This is a genomic window from Acinetobacter sp. PFS20, from assembly GCF_052261015.1.
Lineage (GTDB): Bacteria > Pseudomonadota > Gammaproteobacteria > Pseudomonadales > Moraxellaceae > Acinetobacter.
The window spans coordinates 3,231,706-3,250,963 of record NZ_JBPVZE010000001.1; the positions used below are offsets into that span (position 1 = coordinate 3,231,706).

General features: G+C 39.4%; 29 protein-coding genes and 1 pseudogene. 9 read left to right on the forward strand and 21 right to left on the reverse strand.

The genetic code is table 11. The features are described from left to right. Nucleotides 1–2: 2 nt before the first annotated feature. From ACS125_RS15225 to ACS125_RS15320, 20 genes and pseudogenes are all read right to left on the reverse strand, one after another. A complete protein-coding gene (locus tag ACS125_RS15225) occupies nucleotides 3–401 on the reverse strand; it encodes an STY1053 family phage-associated protein (protein WP_443273082.1) in 399 nt (132 codons plus the stop codon). Between the two features lie 11 nt (nucleotides 402–412). Beyond that, a complete protein-coding gene (locus ACS125_RS15230) occupies nucleotides 413–1,441 on the reverse strand; it encodes a DUF2184 domain-containing protein (RefSeq protein ID WP_443273084.1) in 1,029 nt (342 codons plus the stop codon). Nucleotides 1,442–1,504: 63 nt separating this feature from the next. Next, complete coding sequence (locus tag ACS125_RS15235; RefSeq protein WP_443273086.1) at nucleotides 1,505–1,993, reverse strand: structural cement protein Gp24; 489 nt, start codon at nucleotides 1,991–1,993, stop codon at nucleotides 1,505–1,507. A 13-nt stretch (nucleotides 1,994–2,006) separates the two neighbouring features. After that, nucleotides 2,007–3,329, reverse strand: a complete 1,323-nt coding sequence (locus ACS125_RS15240) for a DUF2213 domain-containing protein (protein ID WP_443273088.1) — start codon at nucleotides 3,327–3,329, stop codon at nucleotides 2,007–2,009. Nucleotides 3,330–3,391: 62 nt separating this feature from the next. After that, nucleotides 3,392–3,958, reverse strand: coding sequence for a hypothetical protein (locus ACS125_RS15245; RefSeq protein ID WP_443273090.1), 567 nt, complete (start codon nucleotides 3,956–3,958; stop codon nucleotides 3,392–3,394). 50 nt (nucleotides 3,959–4,008) lie between these two features. Then, a complete protein-coding gene (locus ACS125_RS15250; RefSeq protein WP_443274001.1) occupies nucleotides 4,009–4,596 on the reverse strand; it encodes a phage head morphogenesis protein in 588 nt (195 codons plus the stop codon). A 70-nt stretch (nucleotides 4,597–4,666) separates the two neighbouring features. Continuing rightward, nucleotides 4,667–6,079, reverse strand: coding sequence for a DUF1073 domain-containing protein (locus tag ACS125_RS15255; protein WP_443273092.1), 1,413 nt, complete (start codon nucleotides 6,077–6,079; stop codon nucleotides 4,667–4,669). Nucleotides 6,080–6,090: 11 nt separating this feature from the next. Next, nucleotides 6,091–7,746 (reverse strand): terminase, encoded by a 1,656-nt coding sequence (locus tag ACS125_RS15260; RefSeq protein ID WP_443273094.1) that lies wholly within the window; start codon nucleotides 7,744–7,746, stop codon nucleotides 6,091–6,093. Next, a complete protein-coding gene (locus ACS125_RS15265) occupies nucleotides 7,743–8,258 on the reverse strand; it encodes a DUF2280 domain-containing protein (protein ID WP_443273096.1) in 516 nt (171 codons plus the stop codon). Before ACS125_RS15265 ends, ACS125_RS15260 begins: the two co-directional genes overlap by 4 nt. A gap of 46 nt (nucleotides 8,259–8,304) precedes the next feature. Beyond that, nucleotides 8,305–8,952 (reverse strand): annotated as a pseudogene (locus ACS125_RS15270) (putative metallopeptidase). A 42-nt stretch (nucleotides 8,953–8,994) separates the two neighbouring features. Beyond that, nucleotides 8,995–9,228, reverse strand: coding sequence for a hypothetical protein (locus tag ACS125_RS15275; protein ID WP_443273098.1), 234 nt, complete (start codon nucleotides 9,226–9,228; stop codon nucleotides 8,995–8,997). A gap of 190 nt (nucleotides 9,229–9,418) precedes the next feature. Continuing rightward, on the reverse strand, nucleotides 9,419–9,640 hold the full coding sequence (locus ACS125_RS15280; RefSeq protein ID WP_443273100.1) for a hypothetical protein: 222 nt from the start codon (nucleotides 9,638–9,640) through the stop codon (nucleotides 9,419–9,421). A gap of 67 nt (nucleotides 9,641–9,707) precedes the next feature. After that, nucleotides 9,708–10,031: a hypothetical protein gene (locus ACS125_RS15285; protein ID WP_443273102.1), complete on the reverse strand. Its 324-nt coding sequence runs from the start codon at nucleotides 10,029–10,031 to the stop codon at nucleotides 9,708–9,710. A 139-nt stretch (nucleotides 10,032–10,170) separates the two neighbouring features. Beyond that, nucleotides 10,171–10,668 (reverse strand): hypothetical protein, encoded by a 498-nt coding sequence (locus tag ACS125_RS15290; protein WP_443273104.1) that lies wholly within the window; start codon nucleotides 10,666–10,668, stop codon nucleotides 10,171–10,173. Further along, complete coding sequence (locus tag ACS125_RS15295; RefSeq protein ID WP_443273106.1) at nucleotides 10,665–11,057, reverse strand: DUF559 domain-containing protein; 393 nt, start codon at nucleotides 11,055–11,057, stop codon at nucleotides 10,665–10,667. Before ACS125_RS15295 ends, ACS125_RS15290 begins: the two co-directional genes overlap by 4 nt. Beyond that, nucleotides 11,054–11,983 carry a helix-turn-helix domain-containing protein gene (locus tag ACS125_RS15300; protein WP_443273109.1) on the reverse strand — a complete coding sequence of 310 codons (930 nt, stop codon included), beginning with the start codon at nucleotides 11,981–11,983 and terminating at the stop codon, nucleotides 11,054–11,056. Before ACS125_RS15300 ends, ACS125_RS15295 begins: the two co-directional genes overlap by 4 nt. Nucleotides 11,984–11,987: 4 nt before the next feature. After that, nucleotides 11,988–12,206, reverse strand: coding sequence for a hypothetical protein (locus tag ACS125_RS15305; protein WP_443273111.1), 219 nt, complete (start codon nucleotides 12,204–12,206; stop codon nucleotides 11,988–11,990). Then, nucleotides 12,203–12,484, reverse strand: coding sequence for a hypothetical protein (locus ACS125_RS15310; RefSeq protein WP_443273113.1), 282 nt, complete (start codon nucleotides 12,482–12,484; stop codon nucleotides 12,203–12,205). Before ACS125_RS15310 ends, ACS125_RS15305 begins: the two co-directional genes overlap by 4 nt. Before the next feature lie 61 nt (nucleotides 12,485–12,545). Further along, nucleotides 12,546–12,866, reverse strand: coding sequence for an XRE family transcriptional regulator (locus ACS125_RS15315; RefSeq protein ID WP_443273115.1), 321 nt, complete (start codon nucleotides 12,864–12,866; stop codon nucleotides 12,546–12,548). 10 nt (nucleotides 12,867–12,876) lie between these two features. Then, nucleotides 12,877–13,065 carry a hypothetical protein gene (locus ACS125_RS15320; protein ID WP_032063113.1) on the reverse strand — a complete coding sequence of 63 codons (189 nt, stop codon included), beginning with the start codon at nucleotides 13,063–13,065 and terminating at the stop codon, nucleotides 12,877–12,879. A 104-nt stretch (nucleotides 13,066–13,169) separates the two neighbouring features. On the opposite strand from ACS125_RS15320, the gene ACS125_RS15325 reads away from it, so the two are divergent. From ACS125_RS15325 to ACS125_RS15365, 9 genes are all read left to right on the forward strand, one after another. Next, nucleotides 13,170–13,835 carry a LexA family protein gene (locus ACS125_RS15325; RefSeq protein ID WP_443273117.1) on the forward strand — a complete coding sequence of 222 codons (666 nt, stop codon included), beginning with the start codon at nucleotides 13,170–13,172 and terminating at the stop codon, nucleotides 13,833–13,835. 83 nt (nucleotides 13,836–13,918) lie between these two features. Then, the gene (locus ACS125_RS15330; protein ID WP_443273119.1) at nucleotides 13,919–14,221 is read left to right on the forward strand and encodes a hypothetical protein; all 303 of its coding nucleotides are present in this window, start codon (nucleotides 13,919–13,921) and stop codon (nucleotides 14,219–14,221) included. Nucleotides 14,222–14,402: 181 nt separating this feature from the next. Then, nucleotides 14,403–14,618, forward strand: a complete 216-nt coding sequence (locus tag ACS125_RS15335) for a KTSC domain-containing protein (protein ID WP_032063116.1) — start codon at nucleotides 14,403–14,405, stop codon at nucleotides 14,616–14,618. 218 nt (nucleotides 14,619–14,836) lie between these two features. Continuing rightward, nucleotides 14,837–15,025, forward strand: coding sequence for a hypothetical protein (locus tag ACS125_RS15340; RefSeq protein WP_443273121.1), 189 nt, complete (start codon nucleotides 14,837–14,839; stop codon nucleotides 15,023–15,025). A gap of 2 nt (nucleotides 15,026–15,027) precedes the next feature. Then, entirely contained in the window at nucleotides 15,028–15,351 is a 324-nt protein-coding gene (locus tag ACS125_RS15345) for a hypothetical protein (protein ID WP_262445143.1), read from the forward strand. A gap of 11 nt (nucleotides 15,352–15,362) precedes the next feature. After that, the gene (locus ACS125_RS15350; protein WP_443273123.1) at nucleotides 15,363–16,484 is read left to right on the forward strand and encodes an ATP-binding protein; all 1,122 of its coding nucleotides are present in this window, start codon (nucleotides 15,363–15,365) and stop codon (nucleotides 16,482–16,484) included. Next, nucleotides 16,481–17,419: a hypothetical protein gene (locus ACS125_RS15355; RefSeq protein ID WP_443273125.1), complete on the forward strand. Its 939-nt coding sequence runs from the start codon at nucleotides 16,481–16,483 to the stop codon at nucleotides 17,417–17,419. The genes ACS125_RS15350 and ACS125_RS15355 overlap by 4 nt, the downstream gene beginning before the upstream one ends. Beyond that, nucleotides 17,419–17,715 (forward strand): hypothetical protein, encoded by a 297-nt coding sequence (locus tag ACS125_RS15360; RefSeq protein ID WP_443273127.1) that lies wholly within the window; start codon nucleotides 17,419–17,421, stop codon nucleotides 17,713–17,715. The genes ACS125_RS15355 and ACS125_RS15360 overlap by 1 nt, the downstream gene beginning before the upstream one ends. After that, the gene (locus ACS125_RS15365; protein ID WP_443273129.1) at nucleotides 17,716–17,985 is read left to right on the forward strand and encodes a DNA-binding protein; all 270 of its coding nucleotides are present in this window, start codon (nucleotides 17,716–17,718) and stop codon (nucleotides 17,983–17,985) included. It abuts the gene before it with no gap. A gap of 5 nt (nucleotides 17,986–17,990) precedes the next feature. On the opposite strand, the gene ACS125_RS15370 is transcribed toward ACS125_RS15365, so the two are convergent. Continuing rightward, nucleotides 17,991–19,253, reverse strand: a complete 1,263-nt coding sequence (locus tag ACS125_RS15370) for a tyrosine-type recombinase/integrase (protein WP_443273131.1) — start codon at nucleotides 19,251–19,253, stop codon at nucleotides 17,991–17,993. Nucleotides 19,254–19,258: the final 5 nt, after the last annotated feature.

The following is a 19,258-nucleotide window of genomic DNA, read 5'->3' on the forward strand; positions in this document are numbered from 1 at the left end:
GGTTACTTAGCCTTAGCTGCAGGTTCTTTTACTTTGTCGTCTGGTGTTGACTCTGGTTGTTGAGCTTTAGCCAAAAGAATTTGCAGATCATTAATCTGTTTATCCTTTTCCTTGATCTCACCAGCATGTGTATTGATTTGGTCTGTTGCCTTATCAAGCTGGATTTGCATCGCTGCAATAGCATCATCCTTTTCCTTGATTAAGCCTTCGAGCTCATTTGTATATGCAGAATTTGAAGGAATTTCCTGAGAGTGGGCTTTTACAAACCAATGCTCAGCAATTTCTTGATCAACCTCTTGCAAACCAGCTTCTAGCTTTAGAGTTCGTGGATTACCGTTTTCATCTTTACCCAGATTAACGGTCAATTGTTTTGGAAGGAGAATTTGTGCTTTCTTACTCATTGTGTAAATCCTTATAGCCCATCGCCGTAATACGCTGTTTCTGGGTAAACCCATTCAACAACACCAAGACGACCAAAATAGGTAGTCAATTGACGTAAATCGCGATATTCAATTGGGGTACGTTGCAAAGGCACCATTGGGAAACGAACACGATGTTGTGCTTGTGTATAAGCAAGCATACGGTCAGTACCGCCAGCACCACGGCCCACACACCATTTAGAAGGCTGAATATCCAAAGGACGGCCATTTTTGGCATTACAAAGAGAGTTGACCTTTAAGTACTCAAGAATAGAGATATTCCCCGCTTCAGAAACAATACGAGAAACAAGGTAACCAAATTGAACAGGTGGTAATAACAACTTATCTGGCACTACAGCAAATGCGGATGCAATCCAAGCATTGTTCAAGATGAGGTTTACATCATCTAAGATTTCTTGCACGGTTGCGGTTGCCCAAGAAGTGCCTACGTTAGTAGCACCTACTTTTGATGAGTTAAGCAAGCCTTCAACTCCAAGCATGCTATCACCGATATAAACTTGCTCGTCCACGTCCATGTTGTGCTTTAACAAGAGACCTGAGTATTTTTGGGTATCTATGGGGCGACCAACTTTAATTGCTGATTCTAGCTCTGGAATTGTCCAGCCAATCTGCATAGCCCAGAGTGTTAAGGGCTGTGCAGTTTTCCCGATATCCAAAGCAATACCTTGAATAGCATCCGCATCTTTACCTACCCAAGCTTTACCACCAGAGGAAGGACCGCCAGCAGCTGCAAAAGCACTATTGGAAAATGACGAGGTTTCATCGGCAATTGACACATCAGAACGCAAATCAATATCGCGTGACCAAGTGACATCTGCTAATGGATCATGAATCGTTTGATCTAAACGCTCCAGCTCACCTACTAAAAAAGCACCCGTGCTATCTTTAGTCTGCGAGTCAAAGGTCATCATCTGGTCACGTGTACGCGCACGAACTGGCGTTGCTGCTGTTCCCATTGCTACAGCTGCTGCCATGTTTGTAGCTATGAATAATTTTCTCATATTGTATTTTCTCCAGACACAAAAAAACCCGCATATAGCGAGCCGTGCCTTCAAATTGTGTTTTTAGATGTTGTATGAAATTTCTACATTGCCTTGAGCATCTGCGGCATGCATAAACATTGCACTAGGAACTACAATTGTATTTGCACCATCTGCCACTGCTTCAATACCACCCGCTGGTTTCGCCTCAGTGCCTGCCCCTACACGGACGTAAACAACTCCACCTTTTGCCGCTGTGCCTGCATTACATTTAACAGTCATGTAACCACGGCGCATAACATCAGTAATACCCGTTGCCAACGGTACAGCTTTACCCAATTCATTTTGTGCTGTTTGAGTTGGATAAGCGCGAACTAAAAGGCCATAGATTTTATCTACGGTATCAGCAGCAACTAATGTGACAAATTTACCCGTAGCTGTATCGATTTTTCCAAACAAACCGAATGCGGCGAATTGAGAGCCGATCGGATGTGATTCAATGGTTGAATGTGATTTTCGAGATACATCACCAGGAATGCCAGAAGGCATACGATATAGATATGCATTACCCATAATTTAGTAATCCTTATTTTTTATTCCAGTAAGCGCGGTTACGCTCATTGATCTGGTCGATGGTTAAAGGTTGACGGCCAAAGTCTTTTGTAGAAACACCTGAACGGAATCCCTTGGCATTGTTTTGCGATTTGATTAACTCTGCTGCTCCAGTAAAAGCTGCATCGATAGTGGCTTGTGGCATTGCATCAAAATCAGATTTACCACTGGTGAAGAGATCAATAGTCTGCTTAACATTTGGATCCTGATAAGCTTGCTTAAGTGCCGATCGTTTAACACCTAAAGCAACCTTGCCGACATCCGCTGCTTTTGCATCCATGGTCGGCAGACTAATACCTGGTACAAGAATTTCAGCACGAGAACGAATTTCTTGAAGAGAGTCGCCTGTATAGGTCTGCACACCTTTATCAGATAACTTTGCAGCTTCTTCAGCTTCTAAAACGTCATCCTTAGTTTCGGTCTCTTCCTCTTCATCCGTGTCATCGTCTTCGGTTTCTTCTTTTTCCGAATCTTTGGTTTTTTTCTTTTCCAAAGCGTCTAATCGAGCATCCATCGTATTTAGCTTTTTAAGAATTTGAAGGTTAATAGCATCACCAGTTTTACCTTCTTCGTCGTCGTTCTCCTCATCCTCTGTAGGAATTTCGAGCTCTTCGTCTTCCACAGCTTTAGCAATTTTTTCTGCTTCGTCTGCATCACCTGTTTTCACCAAATTACGAATACGGTCAGCAAAGCTGAGTTTCTTCTTTTTGACCTTGGTCGGCATAAAACTATCTCCAATCGAGCAGCGTGAACCGCATCGCCCTTTATCAACTAATGCAATATGGTTAACTACAATATTGCTCTGTACCCCTTTGCCCGGACTGATCTGTGTATATTCAGCATCGTAACCTAGGGAAATTTCTACTTTTCCTTTTTGCACAGCTTCTATGGCCGACTCATCCATAATTAACAAATCGCCCATTAAATACTCTGCGTCTTCACCCTCGCCCTGGTGAACGTTGTGGCCAGATCCTTTTGATAACTTCTGCCAATTTTTAGGTGTAACCCAATCGTCTGGATGATCGTCAACTACTGGTTTACCTTCTGTACTAGCTATGGTTGTTGGCGCAAATAAAACATCATCTCCACGGTAAACCTGAATCAAGCCCGTGTTGTCTGGTTTTACTGGCACCTCACCATCTCCATAAATCAAAATTCCAGTTCTGGCCAAGCGGACATCACGGCAAAGTAAATAGCCTTCTGGTGTAATTTCACGGGTACGGCCAATTTGCCCAGATGTGTAAATATTCGACCGATCAACCGTTTTTTGATCTTTCGTCTTTTTGTTTTTAAACATGGATCACCTTTTTGTAGTTATTAAAAAACCACTCTTAAAGAGTGGTTTAATAAAGTTTCTAATCATTTCAATGAATCGTGTCTAAATTCTGACAATCTCTTTAAAAGAGTGTCTCTTTCATTACCACTTTCAGTGTAATACTTTAAAATTACAGTGTTGAGTTCTTCATTGCTCTGACATTTTCTAACCTTTTCTATCCAATCATTAGTAAGTTTCTTGAAACCAACAATGTCAAATCTCAAAGATGAAGGATATTTAATACCATACCGCTCTAAAGTGAATAAGCAAAAGCCATATTTATCTTCAAATTCAACTTGCTTATCGTAAATTCTAATTAATATATTTGTGTATCTTTCTATTTCTTCTTCAGTCAAATCTCGAATAAACTCTATTTGAGCCATCTCAATCATTTGCTTCATTACATTACCTTGATAATGATAAAGAGCAATAATGTTGTTTTCATTATCAATTAATTTTTCACGATGCAACGCATATGTTTGCTGAATTTTCCAGGTTTTCCACATTCTCCAAGCAATAAATAAAGCAAAAAGAGTAGCTATAGCAGCTACAATTGTGAAAATTCCCGCGACAAATGTTATTAAGTCTAACGTTTCTTTTGATATCTGCATTCAAAAATCTCAATTATTATAAGCCACTAACATACCTTAGATTTATCTAATTAATCATCTGGGATTACTGGTTCAGCATAACATCTGCAATTAGGTAAACAACCAGCATGTCCTTTTAAGTTGTCCAAACTTGGCGGACTATCCCAAGCAACAAATTTGCCATTCATCACCTTATGGCTTGGCCGTACATCACCATCCTCACTTGTGCGCCAGATATATCCCTCAGAACCTAGATTCTCGGCTCTGGCTTGAGTGAATACACAAGATGCTCGGCTAACCTCAGTACGTGCAATTGTATTAGCTCTGGATCGAGTCACACGCCCCGTGGCCATGATCAATCCAGCTATCTCACTTGAACGGTTGCCCTCAATTAGCGATCGTGTGGATAGGTCATGTATGCGTTGAGCAGCATCAAGTGGCAAAGACTTAATAAGTCGCACTTGATCATTTAAGAGTTGTTGATATATGGCACCGGTATCAGTATTGCGGATCTGCTCTCTAACTCCTCGTGAAAGATCATTTGCATAGATGAGCCAAGTTTTCTCATCACGTAGTGCAACATCGGTAATGATTCTCCCTGCTGCATTTTGTGCCCAATGGTGGAGGGTATTGGCATAATCATTTAATGAAGCAACCATCAAAGGGTATTTTCGCGGGTCATTTACATCGAAACCCTTAACAATGGTATCGACATAGCCAGCAATTTTTCTAAGCTGCTGGCTGTACCGTATCTCGGTCTTTCTCGCCAGGTTCGGTGTTATTCGAGTTATTTGGCTCTTCATCGTCTACCTCACCTGGTGGCGGCGGATCTTCATCCTTAGCATCATTAATTTCATCATCACTGATATTTGAATAAATACCAGTAGTTTCACTGCTTTGACGAAGCTCTTTCATTGCAGTTTGACGAGAAATTAAACCTTGTTCCTCCGCCTTACACACCGCACTAGTAACCTTATCCGCAATTTCTGCTTTAGTAGAATCATCGATCTGCCATAGAGATTTAAAATCGAACTCAAACCCTTCTGGTACATCCCTACCTAAAGTTGATAACGAAATGATTCTAATCAGCTTATGGAGTGGTGTGCGTAAACGGCGCTCTTGCTGCTGGTTGATGTTGTCGTAATAGTTGGAAAGATCAGATTCACCTGTGGCATTTAAACCTGCTGGCGACTGACCAAATAAGCGGACTAACGGGATTTGAGAAGCACCTGAGAGCTGCTGCCCAAATTGAAGTAAAACAGCATCTAATCCTGAGAAAGAGTATTGATGTGTCTCAAATTCATCCTCAGCATCCATGAGTGTCATACCTTCATTGGACTGCCATAAGCGAATATGTTCAATCTGTTTTACCAGTGCTTCAAATGCTTTACCGCCAGCAGCAATGATTGATCTAAGCCCTTTTACCTTATAGGTCCTTAAATGGGCCTTATAGACTAATTGGGCCACACCCATAGAGGTACTATCAAATGCAGTAAGACGATCAAATAAACGTTCAATTACTGAGATGCCCCAAAGGTTCTCAGAGATACGTTGCCAATAAGGTAAGTTCACACCATCGAGACGGATAACACGGCTATGGTGAATACGCATACCACTTAAGCCAAAGGAATCGGCAACCACGTCATAGTATTTAGGTTTGCCAAAATCAACGCCAAAATCGGTGACTAAATCAGTAAGAGTTGGTGTAACAAGCCATCGATCCAGAACCAACAAGCCCTTAAACTGGCCCTTGCCGATAGTGTCGATATTTAACGGCGTACCAACGTTCTGACCATCTATAAGCATGACTGCAATAGCACCGCCATATAAGCGGCCCCATTTGATCGTATCGCTCAATCTGTCCCAAATTTCTAATTGGTCCATAACAGAATTGATTTTAATAGCATCGCTTGGATCTTCTAGGCCGCGTATATTTACGCCTTCACGCGTCATATCCTCAGCGACCACATCAACAACTTGACCGACTACCCAAGATGATCGATACATTGCTTCCAGTTTTACCCGGTCACGACTTAAAAAATCGAAACCATATGTTGACTGGTCATGTTGGCTTCCCGCGCCCAAGCCTAGGCGTGCTGCAAAGTTTTGAAAACTATCAGCAGTATATTTTAATAATCCCATAGATAGACTCTTTACAGCTTATTCCAGATGTTGATATCTGAAGTGGTAAGGTTAAAGCAGATCATGACAGAGTCGGCGCTGTTAGGTGACACAGTTCCATCTGGCTGCTTATTTACAAGAATTTTACCAACGGCGTTTTTTGTATAAGTTGGCTGTGATAGCTCCATGATGAGCTTAGTACGCTCTTTTTCTTCGATATCACTAGATATGGAAATAAGCATGTCAGGGTCATACTCCATACCATTTAAGGCGCGATATGTGTTTTGGAAAAGAAGGCGCAACCACCACCAAGACTGGGCTTTCAAATTGGCGAAGAAGTCTTTGTTTAAACGCTTCTCTACTATTTCACCTTCAGGATCATGAACAGCCCCAGAACCTCGGAACGGTTCTACATTTACCTCGTCCCAGCCTTTTTCTCGTTGCTGCTCGTTGATAACTCTAGCATCACCACGGACACCAGCGCCTAGTCCATCTGCGTCATAGAACATGGTTAAGTATTTACGCTCAAGGCAAATATCCATGCTCTTTTGAGTGGTATAGAAAATATCATCCCCTTTACCAGACCATGACTGGATATACTCCAAAACGATGCCATGACGACCAGCCAGTGAGTTTTTATCTCGTCCCTCATCAGCAACGTCTAAGCCGCCAATACGATCACCAGTAGGCTCAATTTTGAGCGTAACGTGCGCATCTACAGCAGCTTGTACCCAAGCACTAGGAATCAATACACCCTCTACAGAAGCGGCATAGTTAATATCGACCTCTTGCGCTAAAACGACATCGTCCAGTGTTGCAAGCTGCTTTTCATACCACGGGTAAATAACTTTGCCGTTATAGGTAACTGTCCAGTTCTTATCTGGATTAGCTCGCCAAGGCATAGTAAAGACGGAGTAACGGCCGCTGAATCGATCTTGGTGGAATCGGTCGCCAATACCGTTCGGTGTGGATCCTTTGATATGAACGTTCGTGTTTTGGGAAATTGCTGCATCTACAGCTTCTTGCCGTTCAACGAAGGCCCATTCATCCAAAAAGTACATCGTAGTACGACCACCACGGCCGATATTGTCGCCAGCTTCACCAGTAATGGTTGCGCCGTTATCCGGGTTGATGATGCGCATATAGTTATCATGAACTTTCTCGACAAAGCCCTTAGGTTTTAACCAATTGGGCATTTTGCTGAACATATCGCGGAATTTGTGGAATAGGGTTTTAGGGTCGCCCTTCTTATCTACAAGCTCTTCCTTACGGCTACCCACACCACCAGCAAAACCCTCAACGAATAACCAACGATGCAAGAAAAATCCAAGTACAACGTAGCTCATCCCTTCGTCACGAGACTTTTCAATCAAGCCATGTGTTTGTGTGCTCTCGCGCTCAATCAACCAATCGACAAGCTCGACTTGCTTAGGTCGCAACACAAAGGGAATATTTGCGGGTAATCCAAATGACATACCGCGCGGATCATATGTCCAGATCCAATTGTTAAACCAATGTGCTGGTTCTGTGCGGCACTTATATAACTCTGCCTGAATACTAAGTTCGTTTTGCTCAATGGCTGCCTTGTAGTAATAACGCCGTGTCATCTCAGTCATTACTTCAGGCAAGCGTACGTTAATAGTCCACTCTTTAATTAAAGGGGCTATTTCATCTAATGCGTATGTCATAGCTTTCCATTAATTGCTAAACGGGATAACTCTTGAGGGGTTAAATCTTTTAATTGGTCTGGTGTAAAAACTGGCTTGGCCTCTGGTGGCTTATCAGTATTTTCTGTTTTAACTGGCCCACCGCCAGCCCCTGTTATTTCCTTGCGATTGGTATAAAGCCCGCCGACCTCTTTAGCTGCCTGCTCCAATAAGCTTGGAACGATGACGGGGTTCTCCTTGAATTGCTCAAGGTCAATGAATCGCTGTAAGCGTCTTAAGCGGTAGGCAATATTAGCGATAGGAATAGATTCGAGATTTTGATTCATCTCTCTACGAATGCGGTAAAACTCAGTTTTAAATTCTTCGCTTAGGTCCTGCCCTGTCTTCTTTGTCGGGTCGTAGGCTTCACACTGCTGCTTAGTAACTTCGATACCAAATTCTTCTTGGACGCCCTTCGCTGTTTCTGTGGGTGTCTCATAGGTAGCAAGTGACCGTACTATATAGAGTTTTACCCGTTTATTTAGCCTTGCCATTTCTCTCTATCCGTCCAAGTACGTCCAAGTAGAGTGGCAAAAAAATTTAAACCACCTTCAAATTACAAGTGCCACAAGCGTAATGAACATCAGCACGTGACAACTGAGGTCTTTTATTAGCTGCTTCCACCATTCGTTTAACATCCTCTGTTGCTCCATATCGACGAACAACGCCCACAAACTCTTCAACATCATGTCCCTGAATAGCTAACTTAGGCATACCAGTTTCTCTGTTATAAGCTGGTGTTCCGTACTGGTCTTTCTTGTGTGCAATGTGGTAAAGCTCATGTTCTACCAATGCACAAAAGTCCACATCGTTCGCAATCATTGAATAAGAAGCGTCAAACGTAATTAAATATTCAGGTAGATATTCAAACTATTGGATGAATTGTTCTTCTTGTCGTTCTTTCTTCCAGCCACCAGCATTGATCATGACTTTTTCAGTTGTACCAATGACCTGACGCCCTTGCTTTTTAAAGCCAGATCTAGCCCACATCACAGCAATATTGGGATATCGAAATGACCGTAAATGCATGTGGTCAACGTTAAATAATTTTGATTTTGGATCTAGAAATACTTTGCCTATCCATTCCCACATTTCTGGTGCAGGTGCAAAGTTTGGCGTACCCATTTCGAAAATCCATTCTGGAGGCATTGGATGTACAGGAACATGAAAGCCGATTTCATTTTTCATAAATTCAATCCAATAAAAAACCACCCGAAGGTGGCTAAATAATTACGCAGGACAGTAACTTCTCCATTCCTTTTCTAAAACCTCCCTCTCTTGTGTGTTGAGAGCTCTTAAAGGGTAAATGTGGAAAATACAATCATGATATTCAATTATGATGGGATCAGTAATATGTCTATTTTTATCAATTTCAAAATATGAAATTTGATCGAACTTATAAGTAACTTCAGTTAAATCATCAAAAACAATTGCTTCAAAGTATCTAATTAACTTGTTAGACATAAATAAAATCCAAATATTTAAATTAAATCAATGTTATCAAAACAGTTCTTCATCCGCCAATTGCATTATGCGATATAATTTATCGAATATTTAATTGTTACTTTTAAATACTTAAAAGTAAAAAGCCCCGCCAATAATCGATATTTAGCGGGGCCATTTTGCGCCGTAATACGTCCGGCAAACGATAAAACTAACTTTTAGATGCGCGAAGAATCTCTAATACTTTGTTTGTTAGATCGTGAAGATCAACGCCGTGAGGATGCCAAAACTTATAAAACACATTGTCGCGATTATAGATTTGAAGGTAATAAGTTGTTGATGTGTAGCTTGGGTCAATTTCTGAAGCTTTAAATATCTTCACATCTTTTTCAATTTCTTGACCATCTAATTCACCGCCAACACAGAGTGTCATAAAATTTACCAGCTTTTAATTAGAATGGACTATAGCACAAAAGAAAACCTCCCTAAGGATGTAAAATTCAGCTAGGTAAATTTATGTTTTCGCGACCTAACCTAATATGATTCACAAACCATTTTATATATTGTTCACGTTCTTCAAATTCTGGACATTGTAATAAGTTTATTTCAGCAAAATTCTTATGCTGAAAGTAATAAGAATAAACCAATCCATAGCCAGAACGACTATAGTTAACCCTAAAAAATGTTTCAGCTTTAGTTAAAAACATAGCTGCTATTTTTCCTGTATTATCACTTAATAATTTAAAATCTTCTAAAGCAATAATTTCCTCATATAGGCTATTTAATTCTCGCTCTAATTTTTCTAATGACCAAGTCAGTGCCATCTTCTATCCCCTTTTTAATAGAGATAAATTTATAACACAGAAAAGCAAAAAGCCCATCGTTTGATGAGCTTTTGAATTTCAATGATTTGCATACAATTAGATCACTGTAATACAAATATGCCATACCCCGTGCGCACACTCAAGTGGTTTTTTCGAAAGTTTCAAATGCAAAGTTTGGATTACGGCTTTTGATATAAGCAAGTCCGCACTTTAAGTCTTGTCTAATTTGATTAACTGAAGTGTCATTACTTTGAGCTATATCTCTTAATGAATTACCCATTACGTGATGCGACCAAATTGCAGAGATCCATTCTTGTAAAATATAGTCTTCTATTAACTGCATATCTATAAACAATCTATGTACACCACGTGCTTCATTATCATTTAACTGGCAGCAAGTACCCTTACGACGAATACACAAGCGATCTTTCAAAGTTTCATCACTCATGTACATTGCCATAAGCTTTTCACGTTGTTTTTGAGTTATGCGTTTCGTCGGCATAGTCTTTACAATTCTAATCATGGTTTCAGTATCGCCATTTAGCCAAGCTCCAAGCTGGCGACACCATTCTTCAAAACTATACTTAGACCAATCGACCGCTTGTAAAATGTGTTGTACTGGCATATTCATATTCATCCCACCAATTGCTCAATTTGTTTAATCGCAACGCCTGCTTTCACTTGCTCTGTACTGAACCGTAAAACTGTAAAACCCATCATTGCTGCCGAGTTATATTTCTCCATATCCCCTATATAACCTTTGCCCCTTGTGTGACGACCACCGCTCCAGATCCCGCCTTCCACCTCTACTAAAATCTTTGTACCCGTAATTAAAAAATCCGACCGCCACTTTCGTTTCGGGTGGAATTTGTATTCCTGCTCAAAATTAATCTTGCAGGCTTTAAGATGTGTTGCTAATAAAACCTCCCCTACACTTTGTTCACGTGTTTGCTTTGCTGAACGGCGTTTTTTATTTTTCTGAATTGGAAATAATTCACGGTATTCAGCAAGGCTCATTGAAGTCATGCAGCCCCCTTTCCATTGAAACCAACCTGAATGAGATAAGGCATCAATTTTTGTTGTTGCTCAGGATCAGCAAGCTTAACTGCGATACGAGCTGCCAGTTGTTCATAGCTCTCGCTACCTTCTGCGTGTTTACTTGCGAACTCTGGATGAACAGAAAGTTTTTGAGCGAAAGAATAAATTTGTTTTGAACTAAGTGTGTTTGATTCACCCTGCGGGACTCGAACCTGTGTTCCATTGTTTTTAGCTTGTTCACGAGATTTGTATTTTCCACATGCGTTGATTAACCAGTCTGCAAAGTGGTAATTCATGAGTTCATCACAAAGATTCTTCTCTGAGTTGTAGAGTTCAAATGCTCGTAATTCACGATCAAACCAAGTCGCATTTTTGATCTGCTCGTAAATTTCCTGATCAGTTGCCAAAAGAATTTCTTCACCAAGTTTTTTTAAACTCATCCATGTTTTTTTATTTATAGATTCATCTGATAGATTCATTGATAGGTTCTGTGTCCCAATATTGGTACTGGTCTCGGTACCGTTTTTGGGACTGGTTACGGTCCCATTATTGGTACTAGTACCGCTTTTGGAACCAGTACCGAAATTGGAACTAGTTCCGTTTTTGGTACTAGTCCCCTTTTTGGGATTGGTTAAATCATTTTCTTCACGGCCCATCACACCAATTAACTGGTAAACCTTCACGCCATTTCCAGTTATTTCACCCGTGAACTTAATGAATGAACCAGCTTCAAGTTCATCTAAAACTTTGATAATCGTTTTACGGTTGAGAAGAGTATCTTTAACCATGCGCTTAATGCTTGGATAACACTTGTGGGACTCACCCGCTCTATCAGCTAAAGCCAATAAGACAAGTCTTTGACTAGAGGTTTTAACCTCAGCTTTAAAGGCCCAAATTGATGCGTCTAAGCTCATACAATCACCCATCTATCCGGCATAAGAAAAAAATCGCTAGCCCCCCCCATAAAGGGGTATCAAAAGCTTTCAATTCCTTTCTGAGTTGTTTCTCAATGTCGGCTTTAGCCAGACGCTTGTATTTCATTGGGCTTTTAAATATCTTTTTCCCATTTTTTAGCGCCTCAACATTTACTGTACGAGTAGCAAAATCCACTGAAGTAACATTTACTTGAACACTCATGAAACTTCTCCTTTCGCAATTAAAGCGTTGGCTGGGTATTTTGCTAAATCATCTAAAACGCGTTTTTTAATTTGAAGCTCTAGTGGAGTCGCTGGGCGAATATTTGTACCGTCAGCAAGACGCCCGTCCTCATCAGCAATTAAAATTCTTTCTTCCGAAACATAAACAACTGTTCGCAACTCGTTTGTCATTAGAGAGCTTTTATAGACAACAACATCACCCACCAAAAAATCCTGTGAGTTGCCTTCAGCCGTTTGATTTGATAAATTAGTTTGCATATTCATTGACCTCAAAATTAATGAATCCGAAACCACTCCTGTTCGCGCAGGTAGTGGTTTTTTATTTGAATAAAATTCGCATGTACTCAGGTGATGTAAATGCATGTGCCAAATACACTCTTGTTGCCTCAGCAATTGCAGGTGAACAATACACATCACTTTCTGGTACAACCTTCAAGCCAATGGCTGTCAACAAAGAGCTAATAAACTCAACTTCAGTCAATCCATTTGATTTCTTGTCAGTTTTCATTCGAGAAAGGATGCTTGCATCCACTCTTACCTTCTCTGCTACTTGTCTTTGGTTACTTGAATTTAATGCTTGCAATATGAGCGATTCGTTATTGCTGGCGCTTGCAGGCAATTCATTTAATAATTTGCTCATGGTTCAATTCCTAAGCGGTTAATACTTCTAGGTCTGCTTTAAGCTTCCCATCTGATTTGATTTGTAAAACTGCTTGAGTTGTCGCTGGTATTCCATTGTTCTCCCACTTCCATAGGGTCACAGTCGAATAACCAGTTTTTTTAGATAACTCTCTTTTATTTTTACAACCGTGATAATTCATTAAGTCACTAAGATTCATGGTCACACCAAGTTAACTATAGTTAATAGTTGGAATTTACCACTTGTTAACCATAGTTTCAATACGGTGTATTAACATTAGTTAATGTTTTTGGAAATTTTGTTATGTCTTTACACCAACGCATTAAACAAAAAATGGATGAAAAAAAGCTCAAAGCTGCTGATCTTGCAAGAGCAACCAAGAAGTCCCCAGTCGCAGCTAAAAAATGGCTGGATGGTGTAAGTGTTCCAACCGCAGATAATTTAAAAGTTATTGCAAAGTTTTTAGAAGTTTCTGATGATTGGTTATTATATGGTGGTAAAGAAGAACCAAAAATCGATAATAATATCTCAAAGAAAATAGCTACATTAGCTCCTGTACTTTCATGGGTTCAAGCAGGGCTTTTTACGAATGTTCAATCTGTGGACCTATCCCAAGTTGAAGAGTGGCTTCCCCTTCCTGATGAATGTACTAATTGTTTTTATCTAAAAGTTCAAGGTGTTAGTAATCAACCAGACTTTTTGGAAGGCGATTACATTCTTGTTGATCCAGATGTTTATTACAGTGATATGCAGTCTGGTGATATGGTTGTAGTGCGAAGATTTGAAGATGCAACTTTTAAAAAGCTTGTTATCGAGACAGATGGATCTCGCTTTCTACAGGCTCTAAATCCTAAATTTGAGCCGAATATCATTCCTTTGGATGAGCATTGTCATTTTGTAGGCCAAGTTGTTGACTGTATGCGATATACATACAGAGCAAAAAGAAGATCAAGACCCAAACATTCTTAAAACTGTGAACCTGGCGCAACATATTGATCTGCATGCCAGTTTTAGCGAGTTAAGTTATTAAAATTTTTAAAAAAGAGAACATAATGATCGCAACACTTAATAAATCAAAAACTGCGCTAACTATCAATCGTCAAGAATTTAAATTGGCATTGGAAAAAATTGGTGCAGGAATTGATAAACAAATAACCTCACTTAAAAAAGCCAAGCAGAGCTATGACGCTGCTGAAATGGCACGCGAGGTTATTAGCGAAGCCAATATTTTTGAAGCTATTATTGAAGGATTTAATGAAGTAGAAGAAACTAATCTAAAGTTAGCCGATATAACCAATCTTGAAGTAGCTCAAGAATGGATTGATGAGTTTTTGGAAAAGTATTCTGGGTTATGATGCGATTGAGGTAGTGATGCAATGAAAGAAATGATCTTCAAAACACATACCAAAATTCTTTTACTATTATTTGTATTTATTAGATTTGATCACCACCCTTATTTTAATAAATAACAGTAATTTATACCGATAAATCACCACTTTAGTCACCACCTTAACTAGCATAATTATTGATCTAAATATGAAAAAAATTGAAGTTAATTCCCGAAATATCAGCCATGTTCTTTACCAACACTTCTTATTGACAGTAGTGCTTAGAACTGGTGAAAGGTTTATTTATAGACTTCTTGAAGCAAGCACATTTAAAGAATTTATTGATTCAGAAGACAAAGATAAATTTTATAGAAGCCATATTGAGGCTAATAAGAAATTTAAGCGGATTCAGCTTTTTGTGTAATTGAAACCACGACTAGACACAGTCTTTTTCAACCCACCACCACGGTGGGTTTTCTTTTAGCTAATAAAAAATAAATTAAAGTTAATAATAAATATTAACCAATGTTAACTTTACTATTGACTATAAAATTAACCATAGTTAATATTTATCTCGTAGACAACAAAAAAGCACATCGACTCTTCTACCTTCCGATGTGCTTTGCAAACTGCGAGATAAGTATGAAACAAAACACTATCCCTAGTCAAACGACTGCACGCTTATATCAACACCCTACTGTTGAAGAACAGCGCCCTTCTCGTTTTGCCACTTACAAAGCTAATTCAATCGACTTTCTAAAGTTTATTGCCCTTTCAGTATTCCTTTGGGTAGTCATCTCATCTTTTATCACATGGATGTTTGGTGGCTAATCATGACTAATTTCAAAAAACACCCTGATGGTTACAAGTCTTACTTAGGCCGAGATAACACAGGCATTTATTCGGTGCGTATTGGCTGGACTGTTTATGCATCTAATGCAAATGGCACCGTTCTTTACAAAGTTAAAGATAACGTTAAGACGCCTTTAGACGTAGCTAAGTTCCAATCTGAATATCCGAAAGTTTGGGAAGTACTTACCCAAGAGATCAGCTTTCAACGTAAGAAAAAGCTGGCTATGGATCTTGGTAACTCGCACATCTCATCAATTGACCGCAAAGCTTATAAAACTAAGCGCGGCTTTACTGGCTCAAGATAAGGATAATAAAAATGGCTCTACCTATTATTACTGCTGACCAAACTTTATTGGTTCAAGCAATCATTGTGTACTTATATGCGGATCCAGGTTTAGGTAAATCATCAATGGGCTTTACCACAGAAAAGGCGATTTCATTCGACTTTGACCGTGGTGCTCACCGTACTGGTGAATTACGGCGTGGTGCTGTAGTACAGGTTCAACAATGGAAAGACATTACAAATTTAACTCCACAGGACTTAGCACCTTATAAAACTGTAGTGATTGATACGGTTGGTGCAATGCTCGAATGCATTAAATCCCACCTATTAGGTATTTCTGAAAACCGCCAAAAAGATGGAACCCTTAAATTAAAGGCTCAAGGCCTAGCAAACAATATGTTTAAAAGCTATGTACATATGCTCATAGCTCTGGGCAAGGATGTTGTTTTTATTGCCCATGCTGTTGAAAGTGAAAGTGGTGATCAAACAATTTATCGACCAGATCTTGGTGGTAAAAATCGTAATGAACTTTACCGAATTGCTGATGTCATGGGGTATCTAACTACTGTTCGTACTCAAGAGGGTAAATCAGCTCGGGTCATTAGTTTTAATCCATCCAATAGTCATCATGCGAAGAACGCTGGGGCTCTTGGTAATGAGGCTGGTGAAGTTTGGGTACCAGATCTAAAAGCTAACCCTACTTTCTTGGCTGACCTTATCACTCAAGCAAAGGACCACATCAACACTTTAACCCCTGCACAACTTGCAGCAGCTAAAGCTCAAGAAGAGTTAGAAAACTGGAAACAAAGCTGTGAAGAAGCTGAGCATGCCGGTGATCTAAATCAATTAACTGAATCGCTCGATAAAGAGCACATGTACTACCAGAACATGCGCCAAGCAATGTTAATGCGTTCAAAAGCCTTGAACTGCACGTTTGATAAAGAACGTGGTGTATGGATTAGTCCACCAGAGTTTAACGGTATTTCGGATGAGCAAAGAGACGAGCTTCAGAACTTTATCTCTGAGCGTGGTCTTGATGTGAAAACAGTTTGTGAGCACTTAGGTATAGATGCCCTAACCCAAATTGAAACGGCAAAACTGACGGCAGTTAAACAAGATATTGAATCTTTGGCTAAAACGGGGATGACAGCATGAAACTACTTAATAAAATTGAAGCAAAACTTGCTTGGGCCAATGGTGAATTACTTTTAGTAAATAATACTGAACGTAATGGCTGGGAACCATTTAATCCTTATGATTTTGGTTTTGACGTATTTGATAAATTTGAATTTCAACTTAAGCCTAGAACAATATTTATTGGCGAGTATGAAGTACCAGAGCCCTTAAAAGAAGCTCCTGATAAAGGCTTTACCTGCTCTTACCCTAGCCCAAATGCTGAATTAGGTGTACAGCAATTTAAGTGGAATGGCTCTAAAGGACAAGTACGCTTACTCCAACATGGCCAAGTTCATTCAAGCTTCGATAATGCCTTTGCCCATTGTTGTGCAATTATTAAAATCAGTAGCGGCGAATTTGCTGAAGATATTCTAAAACTTCTTAATAAGCCATCTGAAGAAGATCAAGATGAACTATTGAGCGATGAAGAAAATCAAAGCGAAAATACTGCTGAGATTGTCAATGTCCAAAAAACAACATCAAATGATGTTGAAAAAAAGCCCTTGCCTGAATCAGTTGCAGATACTGGAAACGGTAATGATGAATATCAAAAAACACTTGATACCCTTCTAAAGAGAGTATCGGAGTCAAAAACTCCTGCCGAAGTAAATGCTGTTTATCGATATACCCGCACCTGGTCTGATAAACAAATGGATCCCCTTCTAATTGCTACTCACAAACGACTTGAAGAGTTGGAAAATGAAAAGACTCCTTCAAGTGAACCACCTTCGTTAATGGTTCAGATCCAGAATGCACCAGATCTTACTACCTTGGATACACTTGAAATTGATGTGTCTGCACGCGATCCACAGATTCAGCCAAGACTGATGGACTTCGTTAAAAAGCGCCGTTTTGAATTAGAAACTGCAATTCAAAAATCTGAACCTGATTATTTACTAGGGGAACCATTCTAATGTCGAAAGAGAATATTCCTGAGTTCCTTTACGAGCCAAAGCTGCTACCCATGCAGCTTTTCGAGAAGTTCATTGTCTTCAATGTGAATGCTGGTTACCGCGGTAGAGGTACACCACACGGAGTGAACCTTATTAAAGGTAATAAAGCCACCCTCACCCTGACCAATGAAGGTGTGATGAACAAAGCAGCTCAAGAGCGATATAAATTAATGCTTTTGAAGTATTTCAAAGAAGGTCGGTCAGCAATGGATGAGCTAGATCATGAAGTTAAACGTATATATAAAATGGTGGCGTGAATGCTAAAAGATTTGAGAAATCTACCTGATGATGAACAACAAGAATATTTAGATCGCTTTATCATGGCAAATGAAGAACAGAAATTCCCACAAGAAGTGGTAGCTCTTTACTTAGATTGTTCGCCATGGACTTTAGCTAGAATGCGCTGCGATCAAACATCTATGCCATTCTCTAAAATTGGAAGACGTGTTTCTTATAAGAAGAAAGACGTATTAAAGTATGAACAAAGCAAGACTGTGCTGAACACAGCACAACTTGCTACGATATAAGGCGGTTATACCGCCTTTATTTCTTTTAATCTTTCCGCCCAAACTGATTGATAGTTAAAGCAATCAATTTTCCCTTGGTAAACTGCCTCAATCATATTCATTGATGCTTTTAATTCCTCATCAGGAATTTGAACATATCCACCTGTAACGTCAACCCTTGGACGAGCAGTATGATTCAGAAGTCTTTTTGTCACATAGATATTAAATCTTAATAGATTGCATATAGAGGCAAATGTACGACGGAAATCATGCATTGAAACGTAATAGTCAACTTCTTTGCCAACCCTATTAAGTAATGTATCCACTTTTGTAGCATGCATATTCCAAGAGGTAGGCATCTTTGTTGCGGGGAACACCCAATCGTTTTCTCTTAATAACCAGCGTTCTCGCAAAAGACTATGTAAATGTTCACCTATTGGAAAAGTATGATCTGTACCATTTTTGGTATCTCTAAAAGTTAAGGTACCATTTTTAATATTTACATCAGTCCACTTTAAAGTACATGCCTCCTGTTTTCGACAACCTGTATACATACACATTAATACTATATCTCGATGTGTATTTGACCTTGCTGTATTTTCAAGATTCACCTCATCTTCATAGTTAAGTACTGCTTTGTAATATTTGTGAATAATGTCTTTATGGAGATGCCTATCTCTACTCGCTATCTTGTTCCAACCTCTAGTTACAGAAATGATATCAACAGGATTGGTTTTAAGAATCGGATCTTCATCTGTTGAATAAAGAACATGGATGTACTTCCACAAAGTACCTAAAAGAGATACTGCTCCATTTGCTGATGATTCACTTATGTTTGATACTTCAATAAAACGATCTAAGACTTCCTGCTTCGTGATTTGAAAAAGCTTTCTATTACCCCACCCTAAATAAAGATTAAAGTATGTGTTGTATTGCTTTATGGTTTTTGGTCTAAAGTCATTTTTATCAATATAAATTTGAAGCGCTTCATTTACTGTAATGTCTAAAGGATTACTAACACTTTTTAATCTTGTTGGTTTTTCATATTCGTTGTTTGAAATTTTCGCAAGAATCATCTGAGCTTTTGCTCGGGCATTAGTCGCAGGAATATCTGTGGTCTTCCCAATCGTTACCCGAAATAACTCGCCTTCATGTCGACGCTCAACGATATATGTTTTACTTTTATTGGTTACCCGAACAGCAAAACCAATGAGCTCTGAGTCTCGATATATTTTTTGACCTTTATCTGTTAATGGAATAGCATCAACATTAGATTTGTTGAGTTTCATGTCTT

What these genes read in the sequence shown, in the direction of transcription:
- ACS125_RS15225 (WP_443273082.1), bottom strand. Translation starts at nt 401, where the DNA reads ATGAGTAAGAAAGCACAAATTCTCCTTCCAAAACAATTGACCGTTAAT.
- ACS125_RS15230 (WP_443273084.1), bottom strand. Translation starts at nt 1,441, where the DNA reads ATGAGAAAATTATTCATAGCTACAAACATGGCAGCAGCTGTAGCAATG.
- ACS125_RS15235 (WP_443273086.1), bottom strand. Translation starts at nt 1,993, where the DNA reads ATGGGTAATGCATATCTATATCGTATGCCTTCTGGCATTCCTGGTGAT.
- ACS125_RS15240 (WP_443273088.1), bottom strand. Translation starts at nt 3,329, where the DNA reads ATGTTTAAAAACAAAAAGACGAAAGATCAAAAAACGGTTGATCGGTCG.
- ACS125_RS15245 (WP_443273090.1), bottom strand. Translation starts at nt 3,958, where the DNA reads ATGCAGATATCAAAAGAAACGTTAGACTTAATAACATTTGTCGCGGGA.
- ACS125_RS15250 (WP_443274001.1), bottom strand. Translation starts at nt 4,596, where the DNA reads ATGGTTGCTTCATTAAATGATTATGCCAATACCCTCCACCATTGGGCA.
- ACS125_RS15255 (WP_443273092.1), bottom strand. Translation starts at nt 6,079, where the DNA reads ATGGGATTATTAAAATATACTGCTGATAGTTTTCAAAACTTTGCAGCA.
- ACS125_RS15260 (WP_443273094.1), bottom strand. Translation starts at nt 7,746, where the DNA reads ATGACATACGCATTAGATGAAATAGCCCCTTTAATTAAAGAGTGGACT.
- ACS125_RS15265 (WP_443273096.1), bottom strand. Translation starts at nt 8,258, where the DNA reads ATGGCAAGGCTAAATAAACGGGTAAAACTCTATATAGTACGGTCACTT.
- ACS125_RS15275 (WP_443273098.1), bottom strand. Translation starts at nt 9,228, where the DNA reads ATGTCTAACAAGTTAATTAGATACTTTGAAGCAATTGTTTTTGATGAT.
- ACS125_RS15280 (WP_443273100.1), bottom strand. Translation starts at nt 9,640, where the DNA reads ATGACACTCTGTGTTGGCGGTGAATTAGATGGTCAAGAAATTGAAAAA.
- ACS125_RS15285 (WP_443273102.1), bottom strand. Translation starts at nt 10,031, where the DNA reads ATGGCACTGACTTGGTCATTAGAAAAATTAGAGCGAGAATTAAATAGC.
- ACS125_RS15290 (WP_443273104.1), bottom strand. Translation starts at nt 10,668, where the DNA reads ATGAATATGAATATGCCAGTACAACACATTTTACAAGCGGTCGATTGG.
- ACS125_RS15295 (WP_443273106.1), bottom strand. Translation starts at nt 11,057, where the DNA reads ATGACTTCAATGAGCCTTGCTGAATACCGTGAATTATTTCCAATTCAG.
- ACS125_RS15300 (WP_443273109.1), bottom strand. Translation starts at nt 11,983, where the DNA reads ATGAGCTTAGACGCATCAATTTGGGCCTTTAAAGCTGAGGTTAAAACC.
- ACS125_RS15305 (WP_443273111.1), bottom strand. Translation starts at nt 12,206, where the DNA reads ATGAGTGTTCAAGTAAATGTTACTTCAGTGGATTTTGCTACTCGTACA.
- ACS125_RS15310 (WP_443273113.1), bottom strand. Translation starts at nt 12,484, where the DNA reads ATGCAAACTAATTTATCAAATCAAACGGCTGAAGGCAACTCACAGGAT.
- ACS125_RS15315 (WP_443273115.1), bottom strand. Translation starts at nt 12,866, where the DNA reads ATGAGCAAATTATTAAATGAATTGCCTGCAAGCGCCAGCAATAACGAA.
- ACS125_RS15320 (WP_032063113.1), bottom strand. Translation starts at nt 13,065, where the DNA reads ATGAATCTTAGTGACTTAATGAATTATCACGGTTGTAAAAATAAAAGA.
- ACS125_RS15325 (WP_443273117.1), top strand. Translation starts at nt 13,170, where the DNA reads ATGTCTTTACACCAACGCATTAAACAAAAAATGGATGAAAAAAAGCTC.
- ACS125_RS15330 (WP_443273119.1), top strand. Translation starts at nt 13,919, where the DNA reads ATGATCGCAACACTTAATAAATCAAAAACTGCGCTAACTATCAATCGT.
- ACS125_RS15335 (WP_032063116.1), top strand. Translation starts at nt 14,403, where the DNA reads ATGAAAAAAATTGAAGTTAATTCCCGAAATATCAGCCATGTTCTTTAC.
- ACS125_RS15340 (WP_443273121.1), top strand. Translation starts at nt 14,837, where the DNA reads ATGAAACAAAACACTATCCCTAGTCAAACGACTGCACGCTTATATCAA.
- ACS125_RS15345 (WP_262445143.1), top strand. Translation starts at nt 15,028, where the DNA reads ATGACTAATTTCAAAAAACACCCTGATGGTTACAAGTCTTACTTAGGC.
- ACS125_RS15350 (WP_443273123.1), top strand. Translation starts at nt 15,363, where the DNA reads ATGGCTCTACCTATTATTACTGCTGACCAAACTTTATTGGTTCAAGCA.
- ACS125_RS15355 (WP_443273125.1), top strand. Translation starts at nt 16,481, where the DNA reads ATGAAACTACTTAATAAAATTGAAGCAAAACTTGCTTGGGCCAATGGT.
- ACS125_RS15360 (WP_443273127.1), top strand. Translation starts at nt 17,419, where the DNA reads ATGTCGAAAGAGAATATTCCTGAGTTCCTTTACGAGCCAAAGCTGCTA.
- ACS125_RS15365 (WP_443273129.1), top strand. Translation starts at nt 17,716, where the DNA reads ATGCTAAAAGATTTGAGAAATCTACCTGATGATGAACAACAAGAATAT.
- ACS125_RS15370 (WP_443273131.1), bottom strand. Translation starts at nt 19,253, where the DNA reads ATGAAACTCAACAAATCTAATGTTGATGCTATTCCATTAACAGATAAA.